23 protein-coding genes are annotated in these 23,604 nt (G+C 52.9%); 8 read left to right on the plus strand and 15 right to left on the minus strand.

The features are described 5' to 3' along the window. Nucleotides 1-9: 9 nt before the first annotated feature. From K9N21_18915 to K9N21_18925, 3 genes are all read right to left on the minus strand, one after another. Nucleotides 10-1,131, minus strand: a complete 1,122-nt coding sequence (locus K9N21_18915) for an MlaE family lipid ABC transporter permease subunit (GenBank protein MCF8145984.1) — start codon at nucleotides 1,129-1,131, stop codon at nucleotides 10-12. Between the two features lie 51 nt (nucleotides 1,132-1,182). After that, nucleotides 1,183-2,490: a cyclic nucleotide-binding domain-containing protein gene (locus K9N21_18920; GenBank protein MCF8145985.1), complete on the minus strand. Its 1,308-nt coding sequence runs from the start codon at nucleotides 2,488-2,490 to the stop codon at nucleotides 1,183-1,185. A gap of 128 nt (nucleotides 2,491-2,618) precedes the next feature. Further along, on the minus strand, nucleotides 2,619-4,436 hold the full coding sequence (locus K9N21_18925) for a GAF domain-containing sensor histidine kinase (protein ID MCF8145986.1): 1,818 nt from the start codon (nucleotides 4,434-4,436) through the stop codon (nucleotides 2,619-2,621). Nucleotides 4,437-4,751: 315 nt separating this feature from the next. On the opposite strand from K9N21_18925, the gene K9N21_18930 reads away from it, so the two are divergent. The 3 genes from K9N21_18930 to K9N21_18940 all read left to right on the plus strand — a co-directional run bounded on the left by K9N21_18930 (nucleotide 4,752) and on the right by K9N21_18940 (nucleotide 6,352). Beyond that, nucleotides 4,752-5,168: a J domain-containing protein gene (locus K9N21_18930; GenBank protein ID MCF8145987.1), complete on the plus strand. Its 417-nt coding sequence runs from the start codon at nucleotides 4,752-4,754 to the stop codon at nucleotides 5,166-5,168. Nucleotides 5,169-5,389: 221 nt separating this feature from the next. Further along, nucleotides 5,390-5,755 carry a hypothetical protein gene (locus K9N21_18935; protein ID MCF8145988.1) on the plus strand — a complete coding sequence of 122 codons (366 nt, stop codon included), beginning with the start codon at nucleotides 5,390-5,392 and terminating at the stop codon, nucleotides 5,753-5,755. Nucleotides 5,756-6,049: 294 nt separating this feature from the next. Next, entirely contained in the window at nucleotides 6,050-6,352 is a 303-nt protein-coding gene (locus tag K9N21_18940) for a hypothetical protein (GenBank protein ID MCF8145989.1), read from the plus strand. Nucleotides 6,353-6,406: 54 nt separating this feature from the next. On the opposite strand, the gene K9N21_18945 is transcribed toward K9N21_18940, so the two are convergent. Further along, entirely contained in the window at nucleotides 6,407-6,820 is a 414-nt protein-coding gene (locus K9N21_18945; protein MCF8145990.1) for a cyclic nucleotide-binding domain-containing protein, read from the minus strand. Between the two features lie 27 nt (nucleotides 6,821-6,847). Continuing rightward, nucleotides 6,848-7,567, minus strand: coding sequence for a tRNA 2-thiocytidine(32) synthetase TtcA (locus K9N21_18950; protein ID MCF8145991.1), 720 nt, complete (start codon nucleotides 7,565-7,567; stop codon nucleotides 6,848-6,850). 555 nt (nucleotides 7,568-8,122) lie between these two features. Here K9N21_18950 and K9N21_18955 point away from each other — a divergent pair. Further along, the gene (locus K9N21_18955) at nucleotides 8,123-8,896 is read left to right on the plus strand and encodes a cyclic nucleotide-binding domain-containing protein (protein MCF8145992.1); all 774 of its coding nucleotides are present in this window, start codon (nucleotides 8,123-8,125) and stop codon (nucleotides 8,894-8,896) included. Nucleotides 8,897-8,911: 15 nt separating this feature from the next. After that, nucleotides 8,912-9,337 (plus strand): cyclic nucleotide-binding domain-containing protein, encoded by a 426-nt coding sequence (locus tag K9N21_18960; protein ID MCF8145993.1) that lies wholly within the window; start codon nucleotides 8,912-8,914, stop codon nucleotides 9,335-9,337. Between the two features lie 24 nt (nucleotides 9,338-9,361). On the opposite strand, the gene K9N21_18965 is transcribed toward K9N21_18960, so the two are convergent. Next, nucleotides 9,362-10,024 (minus strand): YggS family pyridoxal phosphate-dependent enzyme, encoded by a 663-nt coding sequence (locus tag K9N21_18965; protein MCF8145994.1) that lies wholly within the window; start codon nucleotides 10,022-10,024, stop codon nucleotides 9,362-9,364. 443 nt (nucleotides 10,025-10,467) lie between these two features. On the opposite strand from K9N21_18965, the gene K9N21_18970 reads away from it, so the two are divergent. Beyond that, nucleotides 10,468-10,836: a hypothetical protein gene (locus K9N21_18970; GenBank protein ID MCF8145995.1), complete on the plus strand. Its 369-nt coding sequence runs from the start codon at nucleotides 10,468-10,470 to the stop codon at nucleotides 10,834-10,836. 111 nt (nucleotides 10,837-10,947) lie between these two features. Here the strand turns inward: K9N21_18970 and K9N21_18975 are convergent, their stop codons facing one another. From K9N21_18975 to K9N21_19005, 7 genes are all read right to left on the minus strand, one after another. After that, complete coding sequence (locus K9N21_18975; GenBank protein ID MCF8145996.1) at nucleotides 10,948-11,262, minus strand: IscA/HesB family protein; 315 nt, start codon at nucleotides 11,260-11,262, stop codon at nucleotides 10,948-10,950. A 116-nt stretch (nucleotides 11,263-11,378) separates the two neighbouring features. Then, complete coding sequence (locus tag K9N21_18980) at nucleotides 11,379-12,005, minus strand: XTP/dITP diphosphatase (protein MCF8145997.1); 627 nt, start codon at nucleotides 12,003-12,005, stop codon at nucleotides 11,379-11,381. 114 nt (nucleotides 12,006-12,119) lie between these two features. Next, nucleotides 12,120-12,488: a hypothetical protein gene (locus K9N21_18985; GenBank protein ID MCF8145998.1), complete on the minus strand. Its 369-nt coding sequence runs from the start codon at nucleotides 12,486-12,488 to the stop codon at nucleotides 12,120-12,122. A gap of 338 nt (nucleotides 12,489-12,826) precedes the next feature. After that, complete coding sequence (gene tsaA, locus K9N21_18990; GenBank protein MCF8145999.1) at nucleotides 12,827-13,240, minus strand: tRNA (N6-threonylcarbamoyladenosine(37)-N6)-methyltransferase TrmO; 414 nt, start codon at nucleotides 13,238-13,240, stop codon at nucleotides 12,827-12,829. A 22-nt stretch (nucleotides 13,241-13,262) separates the two neighbouring features. Then, entirely contained in the window at nucleotides 13,263-13,730 is a 468-nt protein-coding gene (locus K9N21_18995; protein MCF8146000.1) for a YtfJ family protein, read from the minus strand. A 205-nt stretch (nucleotides 13,731-13,935) separates the two neighbouring features. Further along, nucleotides 13,936-15,162, minus strand: coding sequence for a hypothetical protein (locus K9N21_19000; GenBank protein MCF8146001.1), 1,227 nt, complete (start codon nucleotides 15,160-15,162; stop codon nucleotides 13,936-13,938). Between the two features lie 223 nt (nucleotides 15,163-15,385). Continuing rightward, nucleotides 15,386-16,507 carry an SPFH domain-containing protein gene (locus tag K9N21_19005; protein ID MCF8146002.1) on the minus strand — a complete coding sequence of 374 codons (1,122 nt, stop codon included), beginning with the start codon at nucleotides 16,505-16,507 and terminating at the stop codon, nucleotides 15,386-15,388. A gap of 444 nt (nucleotides 16,508-16,951) precedes the next feature. Between K9N21_19005 and K9N21_19010 the strand changes: the two genes are divergently transcribed. Next, nucleotides 16,952-18,448 carry a CoA-binding protein gene (locus K9N21_19010; GenBank protein MCF8146003.1) on the plus strand — a complete coding sequence of 499 codons (1,497 nt, stop codon included), beginning with the start codon at nucleotides 16,952-16,954 and terminating at the stop codon, nucleotides 18,446-18,448. 356 nt (nucleotides 18,449-18,804) lie between these two features. Here the strand turns inward: K9N21_19010 and K9N21_19015 are convergent, their stop codons facing one another. Both K9N21_19015 and K9N21_19020 read right to left on the minus strand, forming a co-directional pair. Further along, nucleotides 18,805-20,247: an ATP-binding protein gene (locus tag K9N21_19015; protein ID MCF8146004.1), complete on the minus strand. Its 1,443-nt coding sequence runs from the start codon at nucleotides 20,245-20,247 to the stop codon at nucleotides 18,805-18,807. Nucleotides 20,248-20,870: 623 nt separating this feature from the next. Continuing rightward, on the minus strand, nucleotides 20,871-21,800 hold the full coding sequence (locus K9N21_19020) for a phosphatase PAP2 family protein (GenBank protein ID MCF8146005.1): 930 nt from the start codon (nucleotides 21,798-21,800) through the stop codon (nucleotides 20,871-20,873). A 315-nt stretch (nucleotides 21,801-22,115) separates the two neighbouring features. On the opposite strand from K9N21_19020, the gene K9N21_19025 reads away from it, so the two are divergent. Beyond that, nucleotides 22,116-23,549, plus strand: a complete 1,434-nt coding sequence (locus K9N21_19025; protein ID MCF8146006.1) for a 4-hydroxybutyrate CoA-transferase — start codon at nucleotides 22,116-22,118, stop codon at nucleotides 23,547-23,549. Nucleotides 23,550-23,604: the final 55 nt, after the last annotated feature.

A 23,604-nucleotide genomic window follows, 5' to 3' on the forward strand; every position in this document is an offset into this window, starting at 1 on the left:
TCTGTAATTTTATCCCCAGTAACGAAGTATGACTGAAAAAATGGAGTCGGACAGAATGATCAGGAAGATACTGCTGACCACGGCCGACGTGGTGGCCTGTCCCACCGATGCGGCCCCGCCGCTGACCTGAAACCCTCGAAGACAGCCTACCCAGGTGATCAATACCGCGAAGATGCCGCTCTTGAGGACGCCCCAGAATACGTCAAAGAGGGTCAGGGTCTTGATGGTCTGGGCAATATACGAATTGACGGTCAGATCCAGCATGGAGATCCCGACAATAAGCCCTCCTATGATCGCAAAGAGATCTGAAAAAAGTGTCAGGATGGGAACCATGACCACCGCCGCAATGAGCTTGGGAATGACCAGAAACAATACGGGATTAAATCCCATGGTGAAAAGTGCATCCACCTCTTCAGAGATCTTCATGGTCCCGATTTCCGCAGCAAAGGCCGATCCGGACCTTCCGGCGACGATAATGGCCGTTATGATCGGACCCAGTTCACGGGTCATGGCCAGACTCACCAGTGAGGCGACATAGATATTGGCGCCGAATTGCTGAAGCTGAACCGAGGACATGAAGGCCATGATCAATCCCATGAGAAAGCTGATGAGGGCCACAATGGGAAGGCCGTCCACCCCCACCCTCTGCATATACAGCAGGGTATCGCCCCTTCGAAGAGATCCGGGCCTTGCACAGACATGAATGAGTGAAAGGATGATCGAACCGATGAATGACATGGAATATTTCAGCTCTGAAATCTGCTGAATGACCGTCTCGCCGAGCCGGACGAATACCCCCGGAGGTCGCCTTTCCTGGATCGTTATCTGTTCATCCAGGGAATCAAAGTCGAGGAGAGAAAGGAGCTCCCTTACCTTGTCGCTTGCGTGAATGACATGAAACGCGGCCTTTCCCTGGGGCACCATCTTTCTCAATTCCGTCAGCACCAGCGTTCCAAAGTCATCCAGGTAATCCACGTTTTCAAGGTCTACGGTCAAGGAAGAGATCGCGTATTTTTTCAGACGGGCCGACAGTGCTTTGATCATGGGACCGGCATTGGCGGCATCCATGTTCCCGTGAATGGAGAGGGTAACGACTCCTTGGGGATCTTCGGAGACCTCATACTGAGGCATCGTGGACGTTTCAGGAATCTTCATATCGTCAGTGCCGGATCATTCCGTTATTTATTCAAGCTCTTCAAAACGGAAGACCCTGAGATCCGTTTCATCCGCATTATATTTGCTTTTAAGAAGCTCCATATCCATTTGAAAGATCAGCCATCCTCTATTCGCATCATTCAGTCTGAACGCAATTTCTGTGTACCGAATTCCCATCGGGTGATCTTTGTGTTCCCGGTAAAGGGATAACACCTTATAGGGCGCCCGCTCCCCCTCACCCAGATCGATGCCGGAATAACTGCTCCCTATCATTGCCTCCCCATCGACGCCGGGGAGGATGGAATAGGCGTCGAATACCCGCTTGTCTTCCCCAAGCAGCACCAGACCTGTAACAGGGATATCGACCCCCTTCTGGGCATCAAAAAAACTTTTCATCACATCGGTTGTCTCCTGCCGGTCGCCGGCCTCAAAGGGTTCCACCAGCAAAGACTGGAGCAGACGGAAATCCACGGCCAGGTCATCCTTCAGCTCTTGTTTTTTGACATCGGTGATGTGGTACCCCTTTGAAAAATAGGGATACCCGAAAAAAATGCCGGCCACTAACATGACCAACAGGGCAGATAATGGGATGAAACATCGTTTCACGCGTTGATATCGTTTTGCCACAATCTCTGTCTGGGTGACATCCCTCCCCAGGAACAGAACTCCCTCAAAATTGTGCTGACCATCGTACAGGACGGTTGTGCTTGTGGAAACATGGCGTATCCCCTCTTTGGGATGTTTGACCCTGAGGGTCTTTTCACTCACCGCCTGTTTGGATATCACTTCCTCCAGAAAGCGCCTGTATGCGGCAGGGTCTTCATAAATTTCTTCCACGGGCGTATACCGCATCTGATCTTCTTCCCTGCCATACAATTTTTCAGCCGCATGGTTCCACGACAAAATTTTTCCGCTCTTATCGGTCAGAATCACCGCATCCGGAAGCTGATCGCAGAATTCCCTGAGCCCGTAAACGATCTGGCTGGTCTCGTGAAGCCGCTTGGCCAGATCCCTGGCAAATTCTCCCACAGCCTCCGGAAATTCAATGAGAAAATTAGGGATTTCCTCCTTGGGAAGCTTTATGACCTTGAGGTCGGTCACCGCCTTGACAGTGGCCGTCCTGCTCTCCCCCAAGAGGAAGGACATCTCCCCGAACACGGACCCTTCACCCGATATTTCCGCTATTTCTTTGGTCCCCTTAAAAACGCCTACTTTCCCCTCCACCACGATATAGACATCCTGGGAGTCATCGCCCTCGAGAAAAACCGTCTGGCCCGTCTCAAAGCGGACGACATATTTATCTAATTTCGTATTGTCAGTAATGGAACTTACCATGGGAACGCAATCCAATTAATGTTCAAGAATTTTTTTCATTTGGAATAACTATAAATAAATGGCGTTATCGGGTCAATGACAAAGAAAAACAACCGATCACCGCTTTCTTAGCGATTAGGGCCGGCCCTTCAGGGTCTGTGGAGGGGAAAAGAAACCACAAAGATAGTCGTTCCCCTGTCGGCCTGGATCTCTATCTTTCCCTTTAGCAGGCGGATGATTCGATAGGTGATGTACATCCCCCGGCCCTCACCCTCCCCTTCGACGATTTTCTGACGATCCTGCTCTGATATTTCTCCGGTATTCCTGATTTCCGCACACGCCCATTCGCCCTCTTGGTAGGTCCTCACGGCGAGTTCTCCGCCCCTGAACGGAATGGCCTTGGTGGCATTGTTCAAGAGATTGTCCAGAACCCTCTCCAGATGAACCGCATGGCACTTCACCCGGAGGTCCGGCGCATAGGGGCCCTCCGCCAATATCACATTCGGCTTGAGCTGCTCTTTAATGGCTTCTTTGTTAATCTCGAATCGCCTTTTGACGACGTCCGTCAGATTTACGTCCTGCTCCTCGCCAACTCTGTAAATGCTCATGGCCAGCTCTTGCAAGCGGCTTGTCTCCTCCAATAAGATATCCAGGTATTTTTGTATCTGTTCTTTTGATTGTTCCCATTCACCCTTTTCGACAATTTCCTTGAGACGTCGCGCAAAGCCTGCAGTGGCAATGGCGGGATTCTTGAAATCGTGCAGCGCGTCGTCCAGCCGTTCCATTTTCTGGGCCTTCAAGAGTTCTCTCCCCAGAAAAAGAAAGACATCGATCTCATCGTCTCTATATCGCTGTCGCTGGTCTAATGCGTCAAAGGTCATAAAATGAGTGACCTCCCCATTGTAACCCAAAGGGATATAGAGGATAGAGTGGATATGATGAAATGCCGCGAACCGCTTGAGATTTTCAGAGATCAGATCACTTCGTTGCGGATCCACCACCAGTATATAAAGGGGAGTCACCACTTCATAAAGAGAATCCCCGGAATATTCCCTCAACTGGAGAAGCAACTCAAAAACCGGCTCGTCACTCACGGAAAAGACCTTTCCCACGGTGTGATAGCCTCCCTCAGCGGGAAATCCCGCCTCCAGGATGACGTGGTCAAGCCCTTCGGCGACTGAAAACAGCGTACAGCTCTGGAGATCGACGATATCCACCAGCTCGGGCACCACCTGATTAAATACCTCTGCCAGTTTAACACCCCCTCGGGAACCCACCTTGCGGAATATATGGTGGACAATCGTTTCCCGTTTTTCAGCCATCTTGTGCATGGAAAGGATCTTTTTCCGGGCAATGACGAAGCTGAGACGCTTGGCCATGGTATTGGCGGTTTGGACCTCCAACGGCCTGAACTCTCGATTTTTCTCCGCATAATAAATCTGGATAACCCCGATGGTATCCCGTTCCCGGGGAAAAAATCGGGGAATCTCAAGGGGGATCGCCATTAAGGAATGAACCTGTTTCTTATAGATGACGTCCTTGTTATGGTAGAGGTCCTCATGCGAGAGATCGGGGACCAGATAAGGCTTCCGGGTCTTTACCACCTCACCCGCGATGCTCCCGTCCAACGGGATAAAAGTTTCGCGATCCTCCTCTGCTGAGGGGTAGGAACAATAAGAGAGCATCTGTTCTGTCTGAGGATCATATATCCTCACCGAAGCCGAATGCGCGCCCAGGAGTTCCACCATATACCGCGTCGCACTTTCCAGGATCTGCGGCTCCGAGAGATCCGCGTCAATGCCCACAATTTTATTGATCTGAGTGACAAGCCGATCAAGGAATTCCGATAATACATGTTCGTCGATCCATTTCATTAAAATGGACCAGAAGTCCTTTCCTACAGGAACCCCTCTGGCCCAGGGTTCTTTTTGGATTTCACTGGCCAGGCCCTCCAGATCTATCAACATAACATGCCTCGTGGTCGGCTTGGGCATTCATTTTTGCAGCAGAACAGAGAAAGCGTCCTTGGTCCGCAATTTCATTGAGTAGCGAACAGGACCGTTTTCCTGTAATCCTTTTGATTATACCAGAACCGGATGAACTCAAAACGCTTTATTAATAATTTGAAAGGCTTTGAACAAATACCAGGAAAAAGTCGAAAAGTCAAGCACATCAGAAGGATAACAGTTAATAATGTTCCAGTTGACCTCCTGATTCGGGTATGTTATTTTTACATTTCAGATGAATAGTGACCACAAGCACTCCATCCGGAGAAACTGACATTGGCATTCATGACAATTCGACGATCCTTTGAGATACTGGAATTAGAACCGGGTGCGACCCTGAATGATGCGCGCCAGGCCTATAAAGATATCGCCAATGTCTGGCACCCGGATCGTTTTGCTGCGAATCCGCGCCTGAAGCACAAGGCCGAGCAGAAATTGAAAGAAGTCAATGTTGCTTACGAAACGGCAAAGGCCTTTTTTCAAGAGAGCACACTGTCAAATAGTGCCGTGAAAGAAGAAGTAGATGATACCTCTCCACAGACACACCACGGGAATTACGGAAACGGCCAACACGCTGCCAAAGAAAGGAGTCGGACGGAAATTGCTGCCGAAGTGGGAACGGCACTTATCCTTAGCTTCTGCTCTTATGTTTCTACCCAGTTGCATCATTTCGTGGAAAAGAAGCGACCCTAACCGGCAGATGGGATGGGAACACCGAGAACCATTTCGGTAAATATTTGTTTTTTAGTTGAAATTTCCTGAAAACTGTAGTAATAGATTCTCCGGTGTGATTTCCATACCATTCACGGGGTCAACAAAACGGCTCTTTATTACTTCAGGCATGAATTAGAGAATCCGGGACCTGTGAACATTTGATAATTTATCTTTGCATCTTGGAAAAGGGAGGTATGAAAATGAAGAGATTAAAGAGGGACCTGCAGTCTGTGATCAAGAACCTAAAGGCACTGACAGAAAAGACCGAAAAAATTGCAAAGCGATTGGACGCGGCGGAGAAGGTTAAGGCCGCCCCCAACCGGCCCGTAAAGGCTGGCAAGCCTGCTGGCAAGCCTGCTGGCAAGTCCGCAGCCAGAAAGAAAGCCCCTGCAACGGCCACCGACACCGTCTTGAGCATTATCAAGCGGCAGAAAAAGGGGATTGATACGGCTGCGCTGAAAAGCAAAACAGACCTTGATACAAAAACCATAAGAAACGTGATTTTCAGACTTAAAAAACAGGGGAAGATTCAATCCACCACGCGAGGCGTCTATATGGCGGCATAACCCCGGGGTGATGGCCCTCCTTCTGCGCTTTCGGGGGCAGCCTTGGTCGGCCGGAGGACTCGTCTGATCAAGAAAGATCCGCCTCTGAATATCCCTATTGTATCGCGCTCTGGTGGTGCCGGGAATTCGATGCCGCATGGGATTACACTTCTCGATTGGAAGCCTTGAACCGTTTTGTGTGAGCGTTGTGTTTTCGAGAGAATCGTCTAGCGCTGTCACTCTCATATCCAGGGTCAGTGGGAGCGCCGTCCGGGGATGGACGAGGTGGATCCCGATGAGATAAGGAGGAAAGACATGCAAAAAAAAATAAAAAAGGGTATGGCCTCGGTGTTGATTTCAGCCCTGCTTTTTTTCCATTTTGCGGCGATAGCCCCGGCACAGGAACACCTTCAAGACCTGGATGAAAAAGCCGGTTTCATGGCGGGGGATTTCCTGGTCGTACGTCCATTGGGAATCGCCGCGACCGCTGTGGGCGCCGTGCTCTATGTGCTCTCTCTCCCCTTTTCCCTGGCAGGTGGAAACGAGGAGGAGGCACGACAGAAACTTGTCGTTGATCCTGCCACATATACCTTTACAAGGCCGTTGGGAGAGCCCTGAAAAAGTCGTTCCACAGGCTTCCCATGGATCACGGTCAGACCCGCGGGACTTTTGCTACTCGACGCCTCTCAGACGCCGCCCTAATGTCTGGAGCAGTTCAATGGCAATAGCCGGGTATTTTTTGATCTCTTCCCGGATATTCCATTGGTCCAGGGAAAGGACTTCGGTGTCCGCCTGCGCGATGACGCTTGCCGTGCGGACATAGTCATCGATTAAGGCCATCTCACCAAAGTAGTTATCGGCCCTGAGAACCCTCAAGGTCTTTTCAGACGGCCCTCCCAGATCCTTTACCACGGTTACCTCCCCTGAAATGATAATAAACAGGCGGCCGTCGCGCTCGCCCTCCCTGATAATGACGTCTTCCTTTTCATACGAGTGATGTTTCGCCAATTTTGCGATACGCTTTAAATCGCGTCTTTTCATCAGAGAAAAAAGGGCGACTCTTGACAGGATCTCTGCATCGTCCATGGGTACACTCCTTTGGGAAGCCTGTTCTTACAAAAGATATTCCGGGTTTACATTCTGCAATGCATGGAAGATATTTCCCTTGACCTTTGTGTTTGACCGGTAAAGACCTTGAAGCATGCCCTTGATTTCTTCCCTTTTTGATGAACCCGCGCTCGGGCAGCCCAGTTCGATCCGCTCCCATCCCATTGCCTTTGCATACCGCTGAATAAGGTCTTCGTCGATCAAATAAAGGGGTCGGATCACCGTAAGCGCTCCTTTAAAGAACTCCTGAACCGGGAGCATGGTACTTATGGAGGCACCGTAAAATACGTTCAGAAAGAAGGTCTCGATGATGTCATCCTTATGATGCCCGAAGGCAATCCGGGTGCAGCCGATCTCTCCAGCCAGCTCAAAGAGGATCTTTCTTCTCATGCGGGAGCATATAAAGCATGGGTTTTCCCGGTTATCCGGACTGTGGGCCTGGGGGCCGATCTGAGTCTTGATCACCCGGTAATCAAAGCCGTGGGTCGAGAAAAAGAGGCCCATCTGTTCGGCCGAATCCGTCCCGAAGCCCGGGTCCACGTGGACCGCAGTGATCCGGTATTGGATCGGAATCCGTCGAATCCGTTCCTGCAAGAGCCACAGGAGAGAAAGGCTGTCCTTTCCACCTGACACTGCCACCAGCAGGTGATCGCCGTCATGGATCATCTGATGGGTGTGAATGGCCTTCCCCATCAGGCGCCTCATCTCTTTTGCAGCGAATGCCAAATATTGACCTCCATGATGCGCGCACCAGGAGAATAGTAGATCCACGTACATAGTGGACACGTCCCAACAGGGTCCGAATCCCAGGCACATAAAAAAGGAACCCGCATCTTTCAGCACACCGATTCCCAGGATTGCACAAAGACCATTTGACAACAGGACTCAAACGGATTGCTGTTGTAAGTCTGTTCTAATCGGTTCATCCAACCTGGGTCAAGAATTTTCGTGTGAAAAGCGGATCTGGTTGATGCCTTATGGATGCCAATTACAGACTGCTCTTCCCTGCGGGAACGAGTTTCCATCGACCGGGTGCGGGATAAGAACATCCATGCCGCGACCTGAGTATCGTCGGCGGTTGGGGGCACTTCCCGTGAAAAAGGGGCCGAGAAATCAATATTCCGCTTGACAATCGAAGCGATTTCAGAATGAAATGAGTGGGAATGGGACGCTTAAGCCCTCGGGGTTCCTTTCCAGAATCTCTAAAAAAAGAAAATTCGGAGTGCTCTGTCAATGGTTGTGGTAGCAAGCGCGGCGTCATCAGGCAAAGGAGTGAAAACAATGACAGGCACGCATCCAAACCGCTTTCCAGTTATCAGCTTGGCATACCGGGAAGGAGATCTGATCATCAAGCAAGGCGATTACGGGATCTCCATCTATAAAATCATTAAGGGCAGGGTTTTTGTTTTTAAGGAATCCGGTGATAAGGAAATCGCCCTTACGACCTTGAATCCTGGCGAGATTTTCGGAGAGATCGCCTTTTTGAATAGGGACCGGGAGACCCGCTCCGCATCAGCCAGGGCACTTGAAGAAACTGAGCTCGAAGTATGGCATCCCTCTATGTTGTCAAAGGAATACCAGGAGATGCCCCCAATGCTCAAGTATGTAGTCGACCAGCTATTAACCCGTCTTCTCCGAATGGGTCAAGTCCTGGTTCAGCTGTCGGACCAGGAACAGAAGAGACGGAAGGCCTCGGAGAAACGGGATCCATTTGTTTCCGAGCGGTGCTATTACCGTAAGGCTGTCGACTTGGAGTGTTATTATCGACCTGCCGCGCTGTCGCCGAAGGCTCGTCTGTCAGGGCGAATCAAGGATATAAGTCTCAGCGGAGTCGGGATGGAGATAGCGGTCCGGAACGCATCAAGTTTTTCTCATATGGAAAGCGATTTGTTTATCTTAAATACGGTCTTGCCCAACGGAAAAGATCTCGAATTGAAAGCCAAAATCGTGTCACTCAACCAGAGTGAAACGCCGAACAAATTGCTGATAGGCATGACTTTTATAGAATTGACAGAAAATGCAAAGAAGGTGCTCGGCTTTTTCTTGATGGCTTGATAAGGAGGTTGACCTATGGACATAATGCCGTTCATGCAGATGTACCTGTCCACGGAGGAGACCTATGAATCCGGCGACATTATAATCGAAGAAGGAAGCAGGGGCAACTGGGTCTATGTTGTTCTGGCTGGGCAGGTAAAGGTAACCAAGAGGACGGAAGTGGGAATTGTGACCATGGATACCCTGAAGCAAGGCGCCGTTTTTGGAGAAATGGCCATGTTGGGGAAGTTCATGGACGGACGGAGCGCCTCAGTGATCGCTGCGGATGGGCCTGTCAAGTTAGGTGTGCTGAACTTCGAGCTTCTTCGCAGGGACTACGACTCCCTTTCTCCTCAACTCAAGTTGCTGATCGATGCACTGATCGTAAGGCTCAAAGAATGCAACGAAAGGGCCGCGGCCTTTGTAGTGGCAGCTAATCCGAAAAATCGAGGGGAAAAATAGATCCGATCTCCCTGCTTTTTCAAATCACCGCCTGGCATCCCGCTCTCCAAATAGCCTTGTGCCGATTCTCACCATATTGGCGCCTTCTTCAATGGCCACCCCATAGGAGTTGGACATCCCCATGGACAGGTTCTTCATCTCCACACCGGGTATGCCGGCGTTCTTAATGGTCTCAAAAATCTCCCGCGTCTTCCTAAAATAGGGCCGGGCATCCTCCGGATCCCCGCTGAAAGGTCCCATGGTCATAAGACCCACGATTTTGACATTCTCCAGATCCGCAATTTCCCGGATCACAGACATGGCATCCCGGGGCATCACCCCCGCCTTCTGCAATTCTTCACCGCTGTTGATCTCAATGAGAATGGGCATGGATGTGTGCATGCTTTGACAGGCCTGATTGATGGCCCGTGCAAGTTTGAAGGAATCAACCGTCTCTATCATATCGAATATAGCTGCGGCCTTCCTGGCCTTATTGGACTGAAGGTGACCGATCATGTGCCATTTTGCCTGATGGCCGATGGTCGGGAATGCGGCCTCCGCCTCCTGAACATAGTTGTGCCCGATAATCGTGACCCCTGCCTGGATCGCCTCCAGAACCTCTTCCGGAGTCCGTGTCTTGACAGCAGCCACAAGCTGTACCCCCTGAGGGAGCGACTCCAAAATTTTTCTGACATTCTCTTTGATCATGGCTTCTCTCCTCCGGCAAAAACCCCACCCGTGCGCTCCCCATGGTGGATGGCTGTTCAGAATAGGCAAGGCCGAGCCGCACAGGTCAAAAGACCTCGGAAATCGTCTCATCGTTGCCTCGTCGGGTTTGTGCGCCGGGCCCGGCTCTGTCAATCCGGCCCTTTTCCCCTGTCTGAGGCGACATGCATACGTGCAGGCCGTTCATCAGGTAAGATCTCACTTTTAGTCATTCACGGCCCTTGGAAAACTGATACTCCATTTTGTGGAGAGTGTAAAGCGCGTTGCAGGCCAGGCAGATTGAGTTTTCGGAAATAATGGTATATATGGTATATATATTGAAGGAACTTGAGATCATTGTCATCATGGGGGACGATATGGCCGCGGATAAGGACAAAGGACATTTCGCAAAGAAACATCAGGCTGGCGCCAAGGCGAATCCAGAGATCGAAGCAGCCCTGAAGCAGGAAGTTTCGAACGGAGAACTTCCATGCGCTGTTGCATTCAAGATAGCATCTGATCTGGACGTCCAACCGGGAGAGGTGGGACATGTCGCGGATCTTCTCGAAATGCGTCTTACAAAGTGCCAGTTGGGGCTTTTCGGATACCGGCCGGCAAAGCGGATCGTCGAGCCGGCAGAAATAGTATCGCCGGATCTCGAAGAGGCCATCAAAGAAAGGCTGGAAAACGGAAGGCTGCCGTGCGTGAGCGCATGGAACATCGCGAAATCCCTGGGCCTTCGAAAAATGGCGGTCTCATCGGCATGCCAGGCCCTGGGCATCAAGATCACTTCGTGCCAGATAGGGGCCTTTTGATGGGCAATGGCACGTAATCGATATAAAAAAAGCCACTTTCCGCATGACCCGTTGATTCAAGAGGGTCTTCAGAAAGTGGCGATTATATTGCTGATGGCGGGGAACAGCGAATTAACAGCTACATGAACCTCCGCATGATGCCCCCATCTGCATACTCGAAGAAATATTAAAACCAGACCCCATAGGGGAATTGACATAGTCAACCTTTATGGGTTTGATATTTTCGTAGAGGCCTTTCTCCACCACATAGGTGAGACCCTTGTCATCAAACACCTCGTCGTTTTCACGTGACTCATCCAGAGCCATGCCCAGTGAGGGCCCGGATCAGCCGCCTTGGGAGAGCATGATCCGGATGGCCGGTATCTCTTCCTTGTCCTTCAGGAAATCCTTTATCATTTCACTTGCTTTTTCAGTAACTTCTAACATAATTCCACTATCCTCCTTGTTGGGATTCTTATTGTTTAAGTGTTTTAACATAATAGCCATGAAAAACCCTTTTGTCAACTTTAGAGACAGACCGGGGAAAAAGGTGACACAAATTCTCAGAATGGCTCCTCTGACAGCCTTTGCCTCAGCCAGATGCACACCTTTTCCAGCTCCCCCTTGAGTTCCGCCATGGCCTTTCCCCTGTGGCTGACACGGTTTTTTTCTGCCTTTGTCATCTGGGCAAAGGTCTTTTTCAAGGGAGGGTAATAAAAAAGGGGATCATATCCGAACCCCTCACCGCCGGTCAGCGCTTCCGATATAACCCCCTCACAGATTCCATCGTATATGAGGGCCGGGCCCCGTGGCACGGCAATGGCGAGAACACAGATGAAGGCGGCTTCCCTTTCCTTTACACCCTTCATCCTGTCTAACAGTCTGAGATTATTTTCCCGGTCAATGGCGCCCTCCCCTGCATAGCGCGCGGAAAGAACTCCGGGCTCCCCGCCAAGGGCTTTGACGGTCAGTCCGGAGTCATCGGCAAGGGCAGGCAATCCGAGCACCCTTGCCGTGAACCGGGCTTTTATCACGGCGTTATCCTCAAATGTCTCGCCGTCCTCTACGACCGGCGGGATAGGTCCGAAGTCGTCAAGGCTCCTTAATTCGATATCAGTCCCACTGAACAGCTCTGCAAACTCGGCAATCTTGCCTCTGTTCCGGGTCGCCAGGACCAGCGGCCGATCCAGTTTGAGTGTTTCTCCCAACGCATTCATACGTCTCTGATCCTTATTCCTCAATCACAGGTTTCAGCCCTGATAAGGGATGAAGTCAGCTGAAATATATGATGCAGCATCGGAACCTCAGTTGGCGACAGTCACATCCACGATGCTCTGACGGGCGATGACATGTTCGGTCTCATGTTCGGATATGGAGACATGCATGAGTCCCAGTATCTCATAAGACCCGTTTTCCAGCCCTGAGGTATCCCATCTGACAGGAAAGTTTTCTTCCATGTCTTGAGACTCGCCGATCTTGATCCAGCTGCCGGTCCCTTTCTTTCGAAAATACCAGGGGTTTGTGATTTTTACCACTGCGCCCGAGATGCCCAGTTCCTCCATTTCCTTGTGGAGGAGTTCCTCATCCAGACTCTCCCGCAATCGGACCACCCCGGAAAAACTTGTCAGACTCTCCGAGGGAACAATAAAGTGGGGTCCCCAATCAAATGACATAACGGCCTCCTTTCATGCATGAGGGAATTCATAAAGAGCCCTTTGTGACCCGGAAACTTCCCCTATCCTATCAATAAAATTTTTGCAATTAAGGTGCCAGAACCAAGATCGACACGCGTTTCATCTTTAATCCCATGCCATGGATGACCGGCCCGCACAAGGCAAGAAGGTCAGGAAAGCCCTGAACCCCGCATTTGGGGACCAGGCCGCCTTCATTGGTCCCAGCTCATTGGCAGTCTGTGATTTCTGATGACGCGTATCAGATTGTCTGAGGCCGAAAAGGCCCTGACAAATCTACATTAATGAAGAGTTGAAGGCCCACAACCTACATTTTGGTATTATCGATCCCCTGAAAGAACGGACTTGATGTCCACGACCGGGGTCTCGTCTATCACCTCCAAGGGCTGCACCTGAAGCCTGGAGGGCGGCGCCACGGAGATCACGCGGGTTCTGTGAAGACCGATCGGATTGGGCCTGTGCGGAGACCGGGTGGCAAACACACCCCTCATCGGGTTTTCCGGGTTGCCCCTCGGGTGGACCTTTAGCATCGATCGATCTGCCAGGTGCAGCCAGGTCAGAACCAGAATCTCGACCCCTGCTTCCAAACCTTCCAGTGCCGCTGAATATTCAGGATCGACCTCGATCCACGCCCTGGCGGCGCCCTCCCTCTCCTGACGCTGGCAGTCATGAATATTTTTCAGTTCGGATCGGATGATTCCGATCTGCCTGAGCTGGAACACGCCGGATATCATTTGTCAGTGACCTCGGGACTGTTTATTTGTCAAGGTGGGCGCGAACCACCTCTATGAGCTTCTGTATATCTGATTCCGTCAATTTGCCGAATTTCTCAAAAATGAGTTTTCCTTCCTTGTCAAAAGCCAGTACGTCGCTGTTGTCATCGGCGATGCCCCACGCCTTCACAAGTACCTTGTCATAGTCGCGCACATAGATGGCTGTCGGATACCGTTCCTGCTTCTCTTTCAGGGCGGAAGAGATGGCAAAATTGGGAAGCCAGGTGGCATCCATATTGATAATGGCGAAGCTCTGATATTTATCGCGAGGCAATTCTTCTTTGCGCAGGGCCTCGCTGGCATCGTTATTGAGGTCTTTCTCATCAGGGTCCACATAAAAGATCACATGGACCTTTCCTTGCAATTCACTGCTGCTCCACGGGCTCCCGTCCAATCTTCCACCAAGGTCGCCCTTCAAATCAACCTTTGTGGGAACCCGGCCCATCTCCAATCCGGCCCAGACAGGCTGGGTCACCAGGCAGATCGCAGCGAGAATGAATACCCCATAGATCTTCATCAGATAGGTCATTGTCGGCCTCCATGATTACTTGTTTACACACCGGGTTCCAACGCTTCTTCAGATAAAAAAAGAATAGATCATGAAAGGCCGGGTGTCAATCACATATTGGCGCGGAAGCGGGTCTTTGCGGTCTCGGTCACAGAAACCGACCGAATTCAAGTGATTTCTTGTTGATGCTGACATGGGTATGCTCCTGGATCATTTCGTGGACCGTTTCGCGAAAGGGGAGATACACAAGGGAGGCGCCTCGTATGGAGAGCCCAATGTCCGGGAGACTGGGCATGAACTTCTTCCTGTTCACAGCCGACCCGGCCAGGGTCACCTTGATCCCCTGTATGGCCTCGCTGAGGGGAAGCGTTACAGGATAGAGGTTTTTCCGGGGAAGTCTCCCATCGGCTTCCAGTGCTTCCTGTGTTACCGTCATCCGTCTTGAAAGGTGGAGAAATCGATTGGGTCGGATCTTGAAGGCCGGGCTCCAGAAATACATCTCCTGCCCTTCCCATGCCTTCTGAATGACCTTGGGCTGATTGGTGGCCCGGATGAAATCGGCATATGACGCGATGGGGATGCCGGTAATCCGGACGGAAATCTTCCAGAAAGGGAGGTAGGCGGCATCGGGTTGTTCCCCGGACACCACCGCGAGGTCCATTTGAACGAACCTCCCTTTTCCGGCCTCCCATGCGGTCTCGCAATTGCTGCATGTCAAAACCACGCTGTCCCTTTCTCCTGTCAGATTCCAGCCGCAACGGGGGCATAGGGTGGCCAAGAATGTCAGTTTCCATCGGGGGCGGCGGTCTGTGAGAGAAGAGAAAATATCCCCCCCTTCGGGTAACTTGGCGATCGGTCTGTTGGTTATTCCGTCAAAGAGGGTCCTTTTTTCCACATACAGGGGGAGATAGATGAGACTCACGGCATCGCCTATGAAAGCCCTGTGAAACATGTCACCGGTATCGGATGACGCTGAATGCTTTTCTGCACGTGCCAGAATGTCACGGGTCTTTAGAAGACATTTCAGAAAAGACCCGGCGGCATCCGTCCCTGCGAACCGCACCTTCATGGCCTGGGGCCTCAGGCCCAGGGAAATGGGAAATCGTTTGAACGGGACGCCCAACCGGGTGATATCCACGATGCGGTAGTGAACGCCCTCCATGTCGCAGGAAAAGACGCTCCCCCTGAAACGGAGATAAGGGATGAAGATGAGGTCCCGGTCGCCTGCCTTGTGGGGGAGAACAAAGCGGTAGCCGTCTTGGGAGAAAAGAAAGCTGTTTACCCCGCAATAGGGGCACCGAAGCAGCCGATCGGCCTCGTCCAGTTCAACGGGCCCCCCGCACTGGGGGCATTCCTGTACGACGGTAAACCCCATTGCCGAACTCTTGATGATTACTGGTTGCTCGTTACAGGTCAGTCATTACCGGACAGTGACGGCTGATGAATTTTTTGTCTTCTGATTCCCGATACCTGACTCCCGGCCTTTGTTGCCGGATACCGGATGCCCGTTGCCGCTGAACTGGTTACCGGTTCATTGGGTTTGCTGGGCTTTGAGCTTCGAGCTTGACTGCTGTTGACTTCAGGCACTTTAGTTCACTTCAAATCTTTTCCCCGCACTGGTTGCAGAATGCAGAACCGGCCAGGTTTTCCGCCTTGCAGTGAGGACAGATCCGAGCGACCGGTTTTTCATCAACCCGATGGCCGCATCTGGGACAGAACTGGGCATTGGCCGGAAGGTTCTTCCCGCAACTGGCGCACTGATCAATGACCCATTGCTGATGCCCGCAGGAGGGACAGAATCTGGCATCCCTGGTGACCGGCTGTCCGCAGTCCGGGCAAAGGGCCTGCGCCTTCTGCGGCCCTCCTCCTCCCTGGGGCCTGAGGACATCGGCAAACATGGCCGGCATCATGAACCCCATGCCCATGCCCAGGCCGGCCCCTGCCTCACCCTGGTTTTCTGCCGCCTTCTCCATGGCCATGGCCGCCTTGAGCTTGACCAGCCGGTCCAGGTCCTGGATGACGTTCAGCCGTCCCCTGTCGTCAATGGCCTCCTGCACCTCGGGGGGCGGGGTAATGGAGCCGATGTAAAGATGGGTCAGCCCAAGGCCGAAGTGGCTGAAGTCCTTTTTCAATCTCTGTTGAAGCCCTGTCGAGATCTCTTCGTATTGACCCGGCAGGTTGAGGATACTGTCCAAGTGCTCCCCCAAGTGATCGTTAAAGCGGGACACAATGACCCGTTTCAGATACTCCTCGATCTCTTCAGTAGTGAATTTCCCCATGGTGCCCACCAGGGTGTTGATGAAGAGAAGGGGTTGAACGACCTGGATATTGAATACGCCATGGGCCCGAAGGCGGATGAGACCCAGTTCCGAATCCTTGAAAGCCACCGGGTCCCTGGTCCCCCATCTGAGGTTCGGAAAGACCTTCATGTTGACGAGATAGGCCTCTGCGCGAAGGGGACTGGTCATGGCCCATGGGATGGCCATGATCTTATTGATGATGGGGATATTTCCGGTTTTCAGGGTGTGACGGCCCGGGCCGAAGGCGTCGCACGCCTTTCCCTTGTAAAAGAGTACGCCGGCCTGGCTCTCGCGGATAATGAACTGGGCCCCCCATTTGATCTCCCCGGACCCCTGTTCAGGGATCCTGTGAAGCAGCTCTTTGCCGGTCTCGTCAAACCATTCGATGACTTCCAGAAAAACGACATTATCCGTGCCCATTCATGCCCTCCCTGTTTTGCTCCTGACAAGCCGCTTCACAAATTCCTGCACTCCGTGGCTGCCAACGGAAGCCGTGCAGGCATCCCACATATCTTGAAAGTGCCATGTTTTCATAATGTTGCATTGAGACATGCAAGGCATTTTAAGCGGTGCCGGATGAAATTGCAAGGAGAGAATTCCCCTGTCACACGCCCCTCCCATCTCCTGAATCCCAGGGGGTTCCAGGTGGGCCTGGGCCTGTCCAATAGAGGCTCCCAGGGTTTTCCTGTTTGACACCTTCATCCAGAGGCCTTACTATCTTCCGATACCAAGTTCAGGGCTGTATAAAGGTATCATTTCATCTCATCAGTCGTGGCTTGATCAACTCAACCGCTCGCAGCTTACCAGCTTGACAGCTCACCAGCTCCGAACGCCTGCGAATAGAATGGAGAGGACTTGCACCATATGAAACATACAACGGATAACCAACTCATCACCGGCCTCGAAACTATTTTCAATCCGAAATCGGTCGCCCTTGTGGGGGCGTCCACCACGTTTGGGAAATGGGGTCAGCTCATCGCCTCCAATATTATCGCAGGCGGCTACAAAGGAAAAATATTCCCCGTAAACCCAGGCTATAAAGAGATGTTCGGCCTTCCGGTCTTCGGGCACATCGGAGATATCCCGGATCCTGTGGACCTGGCCTTTATCATCACGCCCGCGAAGACCGTGCCGTCGGTCCTGAAGGCATGCGGCGATAAAGGGGTGAAGGGGGTGGTGATCATCACCTCAGGATTCAGCGAAAGCGACCAGGCCGGCAAAGACCTTGAAAAAGAGATTGTCAGCATTGGACAGGAAAAGGGGATTTACATCATCGGCCCCAATACCATGGGGATTATCGCCCCCTATGCGGACCTCTTTGCCACCGGGGCACATTCGCGACCTCGAAAGGGATCGGTGGCCTTTATCTCCCAGTCCGGCAACCTGGGGAATCAGCTCACCCACTGGGCCGATCAGCAGGGGATCGGCATCTCTCTCTTTGTGGGATCGGGAAATGAGGCCATGATCACCTGCCCCGACTATCTGGAATACCTGGAGCACGATCCCCGTACCCGGATCATTATTCTGTACTTGGAAAGCGTCGGTCACGGCGGCCGTTTCATGGAAGTGGCAACCCGGGTCAATCAAACAAAACCGGTCATCGTGCTCAAGGGCGGCAGGACCGAGGCCGGACGAACGGCTGCAGCCTCTCATACGGGCTCCATGAGCGGGGAGAATGCCATATTCAGGGGGGCATGCCGCCAGGCAGGGATACTGGATGCCCGGGTGCCGTCCGAACTGCTGAACCTCTCCGCGGGATTTTCTTCCCTCCCGCTGCCAAAGGGAAACCGGGTGGGCATCGTCACCCTCGGCGGCGGCTGGGGGGTCGTCACGGCGGATCAGTGCAACGACAGAGGACTGGTGGTTCCCCCCATACCGAATCATATGGTGGAGGCGATCGGGCAGCATCTCCCGCCCTTCTGGAGCAAGGGAAATCCGGTGGATCTGGTGGGGACCCGCGATCTGGACGCCCCGATCGTCGCTATGCAGGAACTCGCCAAGTGGGACGGCGTTGACGCGGTCATGGTCCTGGGGGTCGTGGGCAGAGACGAATTTGTCCATTCGCTGATTCAGTCCACCCGCGACGCCGATCCTGAAATTTCCCCGGAATTTCTGGATCAGATAAAGGCCATGAGCCATCATTATGAGGAGATCCTGGTCTCTAAAATGGTGGAACTTATGGAGACGTATGAAAAACCTGTGATCGGTGTGTCCCTGGCCCGGACTGACGCCGGGACGGTGCGCCCCGTGCCCGGAAGGAGATATAGCGGCGTTTTCTACCAGACGCCCGAAACCGGGGTCAATGTGCTTGCCCGTATGGTGGCATACGGGAGGCATTCTCCTGTTGCTGCGCTTCCATAGGCGCAGACACTATGTAGAAGGATGGGGACGCCTATGATTTTATGTTTTTGAGTCGATCAGCTCCAAGCGATTCTCTCTTTCAATTTGTTGACCCTCATGGATTTGGAATCAATGCCCATGCAAAACAATCGGTCTGCGTTTCGGTAATCAAATCTCCGATACGATTCACCATATTCTTACGATCGTAATCGGATCGAAAAATCTTCGCCCGTTCGATCCCCCTGACAATCACATGATGAAGCGCATCCGGTGCATCTATTCCAGCTTTTCTTGGCATGATCAAAACCTACAACATCCAGCCACCAAAGAACCGCACAAGACATACCTCATTCCTTGCCTCCGGCGCTGAAGGCCTGTCAGGGCGGCGACACACGCGCTCTTGTCGAAGGGGCTCCCGTTGTGTCGCCTGCCGGCCTGTCCTTTCTTGCAGCCAGGCGGAGCAGGGCCCTGGGGAGCGGTTCGGTGGGCACACCGAGGATATGGCCGGACTGCTTTGACTGGGTCAGTATCCGGCCATCGCTGTATTTGACGATCTGCTTGAGGTCTTTGGGCCGGATCTGTCCGGTCCATTTCACCTCCACAGGCCAGAAACGGTTCTGTGCGACATAGGCCAGATCAACTTCGCCCTCAGCCTTGATGTAAAAGGTGGGATAGTACCTCCGGTAATGGGTGATCACTGTGGCCTCCACGAGCCTCCCCGTCCATTCCGGATCGGAGAGGATGGGCCTGACCTGGTCGCGATAAGGGTCTCGGACCGGGGTCAGCCAGGATCTCACGGCATGAAAGATAAAAGGATCAGTGAACATGACCTTTCGCGCCTTCTTGGGAGCGGCTGTCAGCTTGTCCTCGATCAGGGCGGGTTGAACGAAAACACCGTCCATGGCCGCAAGCAATTCCACGTAATCGCTTACCGTCTTGGGATGATCAATGGAAAGGTCCTGGGCAAGGCCGTTCCAGGTGGTTTGACTTCCGTAGCGTTTCACGATGGCCTGCATGATTTCTCGCAGGTAATGCTCCTGTTTCCCCCTCTTCAGAACATCCCCTCTGATCCAGTCGCTGTACGTTGAAAAGGTCGCGGGCAGTATGCTCCCGTGCTTCGCCATATCGTTCATGGCCGTCAGAAATCCGCCATGGACCAGATAATCACCAAATTCCCGGTATAGTCTCTCCATGGTCGCCGCGAAAGGAACGCCGACGTGGTTGACCAGGGTGTCCAGTTCATCGGGGGTGAATTGCTTTTTTAGACGAACCGTTTCCAACAGGTTGAGGGGATAGAGGTGGAAGTCAACCGTTGCCAAATCTCCTCTTCGGCCCGGAAGACGCATCCGCGCTTCCCTGATGATCGCCAGGTCGGAACCGGTCAAAAACAGCTCCACCCTTTGGAGCATGCCCGCGTCGGCCAGGTATTTGACGCCCTTGTCCCAGTCCCGTATGTAGGTCACCTCGTCCAGGATGAGGTATGTCAGATTGTCGGCGGGCATGGCCTCCAGGGTGTCTCCCACCAGCCGCACGAGGGAATGATGGTCATCGATCAGTTCGCCGGTGAAATAGGCGATGCTCTCGGGGGCCACGCCCTTTTGCATGAGAAGGGCCATCCATTGCTTCATCAGGGTGGTTTTGCCGATCTGACGGCCCCCGCCTAACGTATAGACCCCGGGTGTGTGGGAGGGGAGTTCATCCAGGAGATACGAGCGGTGAACCAGGTTTTGCTGGTGCAGCTGCTTCAGATGGGGATCCCGTACCTCAAAGGCTTCAGGGTCATCGAGGTGCGTATTGTGAGGTGCAAAACGGAGATCCATGGGCGGCTCCTGCAATGAGTGTTTTCATTCATTAGTTAATGACTAAATTTATGCAATGCTCATTGTTCACAAAGAACACGGGGTTGTCAAGAAGAAAGGCACATCCACCCACCAATTAAAAAGCATCAAATCATAGGCCCATTGGCCCCAGTCCTTGCTGCCTGTTTCAGTCAGGTACAGGCTGAGTTGGTTTTCCCCGCGCCCGATTCTGTTTCGCCTTGACATCCAGGCCTACCGGGTCTTTAATTAAAATGAGATCCATTCATTCAGGCATTCAGGGCAACCCAACAGCACAACCCGAACCTTCTGGGCAAGTCGATCCCTTGCAAAAAAGGTACTTTCACACATTAAATCATATAGTTAACCCATATTATTAAAAGTTTAACCGGACAGTAGTGACTGAATATCTCTTTCAATTCGTCTCAAAAACCGGTCACTCAGCCCCTTGCGCTTTCTTATCAGTTCAACCGGTTTCCCCAGCGTTTTCCCCGCCACCTCTGGGACGGAGTTGATTTCGTTGACCCATTCCTGCCAACCGGGTCTCTTACTCTCTTTCAAATCTCTTATACCCCCAATGACATAAATGGCAAGAATTTAAAGGGGTAAAGGGGTCTACGCTTGACTCATTTTGCGAGGGCGGCTGTCTGATGCGTTGCGGTGCCCGTGTCTTTTCCGGCGAGCCCCAGCTTCACAAAGATCCAGGGACTTACGAAGGTAATCCAGAAACCGACGACCAGATAGCGGAAAAAGCGGAAAACGGCGTCAGGGCCCATGAATAGGACTGCCGTCTTGACTCCCCAATGGATTGCCAGCAAAATGGCCGCGCCCAGCACAAACCGAAATGCCCTCTGGTTCCAGCTCCCTTCTGCCTCGAAACCGATCCATCGGCGTTCCAATACAATCCCGACCCCGAGACCCATAAGGGTTCCGGCAGGGACGAGGATATATGTTTCCCGGGCGATAAAGATCGTCACAAGAAACAGGGGGATGCCCACAGCCGCGCCCAGCTGCCATAAGAGGCCTTTTCCGGACAGCCATTTCTCGATGGGGGGCTCCAGCCGGAACCACAACAGGAGGAGAATGGCGCCGATGACATACCCGCCCAGAAGGTCTGTGGGAAAATGAACCCCCAAATAGAGCCTTGACAGGGGGACAAACACCATCATGACAATGCCGATTGTCCAGACCCAGGGCCTTTGAAACCGGCTCATGAGATAGCCCCATACCACCACGGTCCCTTGCGTATGACCGCTCGGAAACCCACCCCCTCCTGCATTCACCATCATTTTCACGGCCCGATCGTACTGAAACGGTCTGGGCTGATGGGCCAGGGATTTTACCACGGCGTTCACATAGATGGAAAAGAGGAGGAGAATGGCCAGCCTGGCCCCGTAGCCCCGATCGATGCACCAGTAGACAAACGGCAGAATCAAAAGGTAACACCCCTCGTTCCCCATCCACGTAAAGGCCTTGAACAGGGCATCGGGCACCGGGCCGGACCACTGCTGAAGCCACACAATAACGGCCACACTCCAATCCAACAGACTCTCCATTTCCATCTCCATCAATCAGAAAGCACAACGGCTTTTTCCGGTTGGCACTCTCACGGGCGGTGGAATCATACAGGAGACGTCGCAGGGTATCAAGTCGTTAGCACCGGGCGCTCATATGTCTCACCCATGCATCTTTGTTGAGATGAAAGCGCCGCAGGATTGGCCTTGACTGGCATAGAACATTTGCGTATGGTTCCCTCGCACCAATCAAATCAACCGGTTGACTTCTCAGATTGCCGGATCGGATCTGGTTCGCCCCTGATGCAGGGGCCGGCATGACAAGAGGGCATCGAACTGTATAGGGAGAACCGATTTATGACCAAGACGCCTCACATCATTCACGCCGATCAATTGGCCGCGGTGATCGCGGAGCGTTTCCCGGCCCGGGAAACGGTCACCTGCTACGTCGGCTCCAATGCCGCAACGCCCACCACCCTGATAGAATCCCTGACCGAATCCATCAGGGCCGGCATTCCCCGGCTGCCATTTATGCGCATGGTCCATCTCCTGCTCCAGGGCCCCATCCCCTATGTGGAGGAAGGCCTGCAAGACAGGGTGATGGCCTATTCCATTTTTTCAGGGGGAGAGGTGCGCAAAGCGGCCAACCAGGGCCGTGCCTATTACCTTCCCTGCACGCTCGCCAATCTGGACAGTCTGATCGGGCCCGGGGAAAAATACCAGACAGACGTGGTGTTGATCAAGGTGGCCCAAAATCCCCACACCGGCGAATACAGCCTGGGGCTTTCCGTGGAGGCGATCCACACCGCCATCGACCACGCCCGTTTGGTGGTGGCCGAACTGGATCCCTCCATGCCCTTCACCCAGGGCCAGAGCGTGGTGGATGCCAGTTCCATCGACTACCTGGTGGAGGACGGCGTCAAACCGGTTTATGCCTTTGACCCGCCTGATTTCAACGATCTTCCCCATGCGGAGCGGCGGATCGGAGAACTCATTGTGAAACATTTTGTCCGCGACGGCGTGACCCTTCAGACCGGTATCGGCAAGATTCCCGACTCGGTGATCGGGATCATCCGGGACGGCGGTTTCAAGGATCTGGGCGTGCAGACCGAACTGTACGGCGACGGGCTCATGCTCCTTCAGAAGATGGGGATTATCACCAATCGAAAAAAGAAGGCCAATATGGGTTACAGCACCACCTCCCTGATCATGGGGTCCAGGGAACTCTATGACTTCTGCCACATGCGCACGGGCGTGCAGATGCGTCCCTGCGCCTATACCAACGGTGCCGAGGTCATCCGCAAAAACGCCCCCTTTATCTCTGTCAACACGGCCATCGGGATCGACCTGTTCGGCAATGTCTGGGCCGATTTCATCGACCCCCGAAGATATTACAGCGGCGTAGGGGGCCAGCCGGACTTTATCCGGGCCATCAACCGCCGCGAATTCGGTACGCCGATTATCGCGCTCAAAAGCATCACGAATAAAGGCGAGTCCAAGATCGTGTCCCAGCATCCGGCCGGGATCAGTCTGACCGCATCTTCCTATGACGGCGTGGTGGTGGTGACCGAATACGGGATGGCCGACCTCAGGGGATTGACCACCGGCAACAAGGCCGTGGCCATTGCCAGCATCGCCCACCCGCGATTCAGAGATGCCCTGCTGAAGCAGGTGGTGGACGATCCCTTTTTCACCAAGCCCTTTGATTTCAGGTTGGACCGGCCTCCATACGGGGTGACCCTCTATGCTGGCAGTGTCCCCGAGCCCAAAATCGGGGAGGATGGGGAGTAGATGATGCCCGGAGTGAGCCTCGACCCGCTCTGCGGGCGGAGGCTTTTCGTGATCA

The sequence above is a fragment of the Deltaproteobacteria bacterium genome (assembly GCA_021737785.1).
Classification (GTDB): Bacteria; Desulfobacterota; DSM-4660; order Desulfatiglandales; family Desulfatiglandaceae; genus AUK324.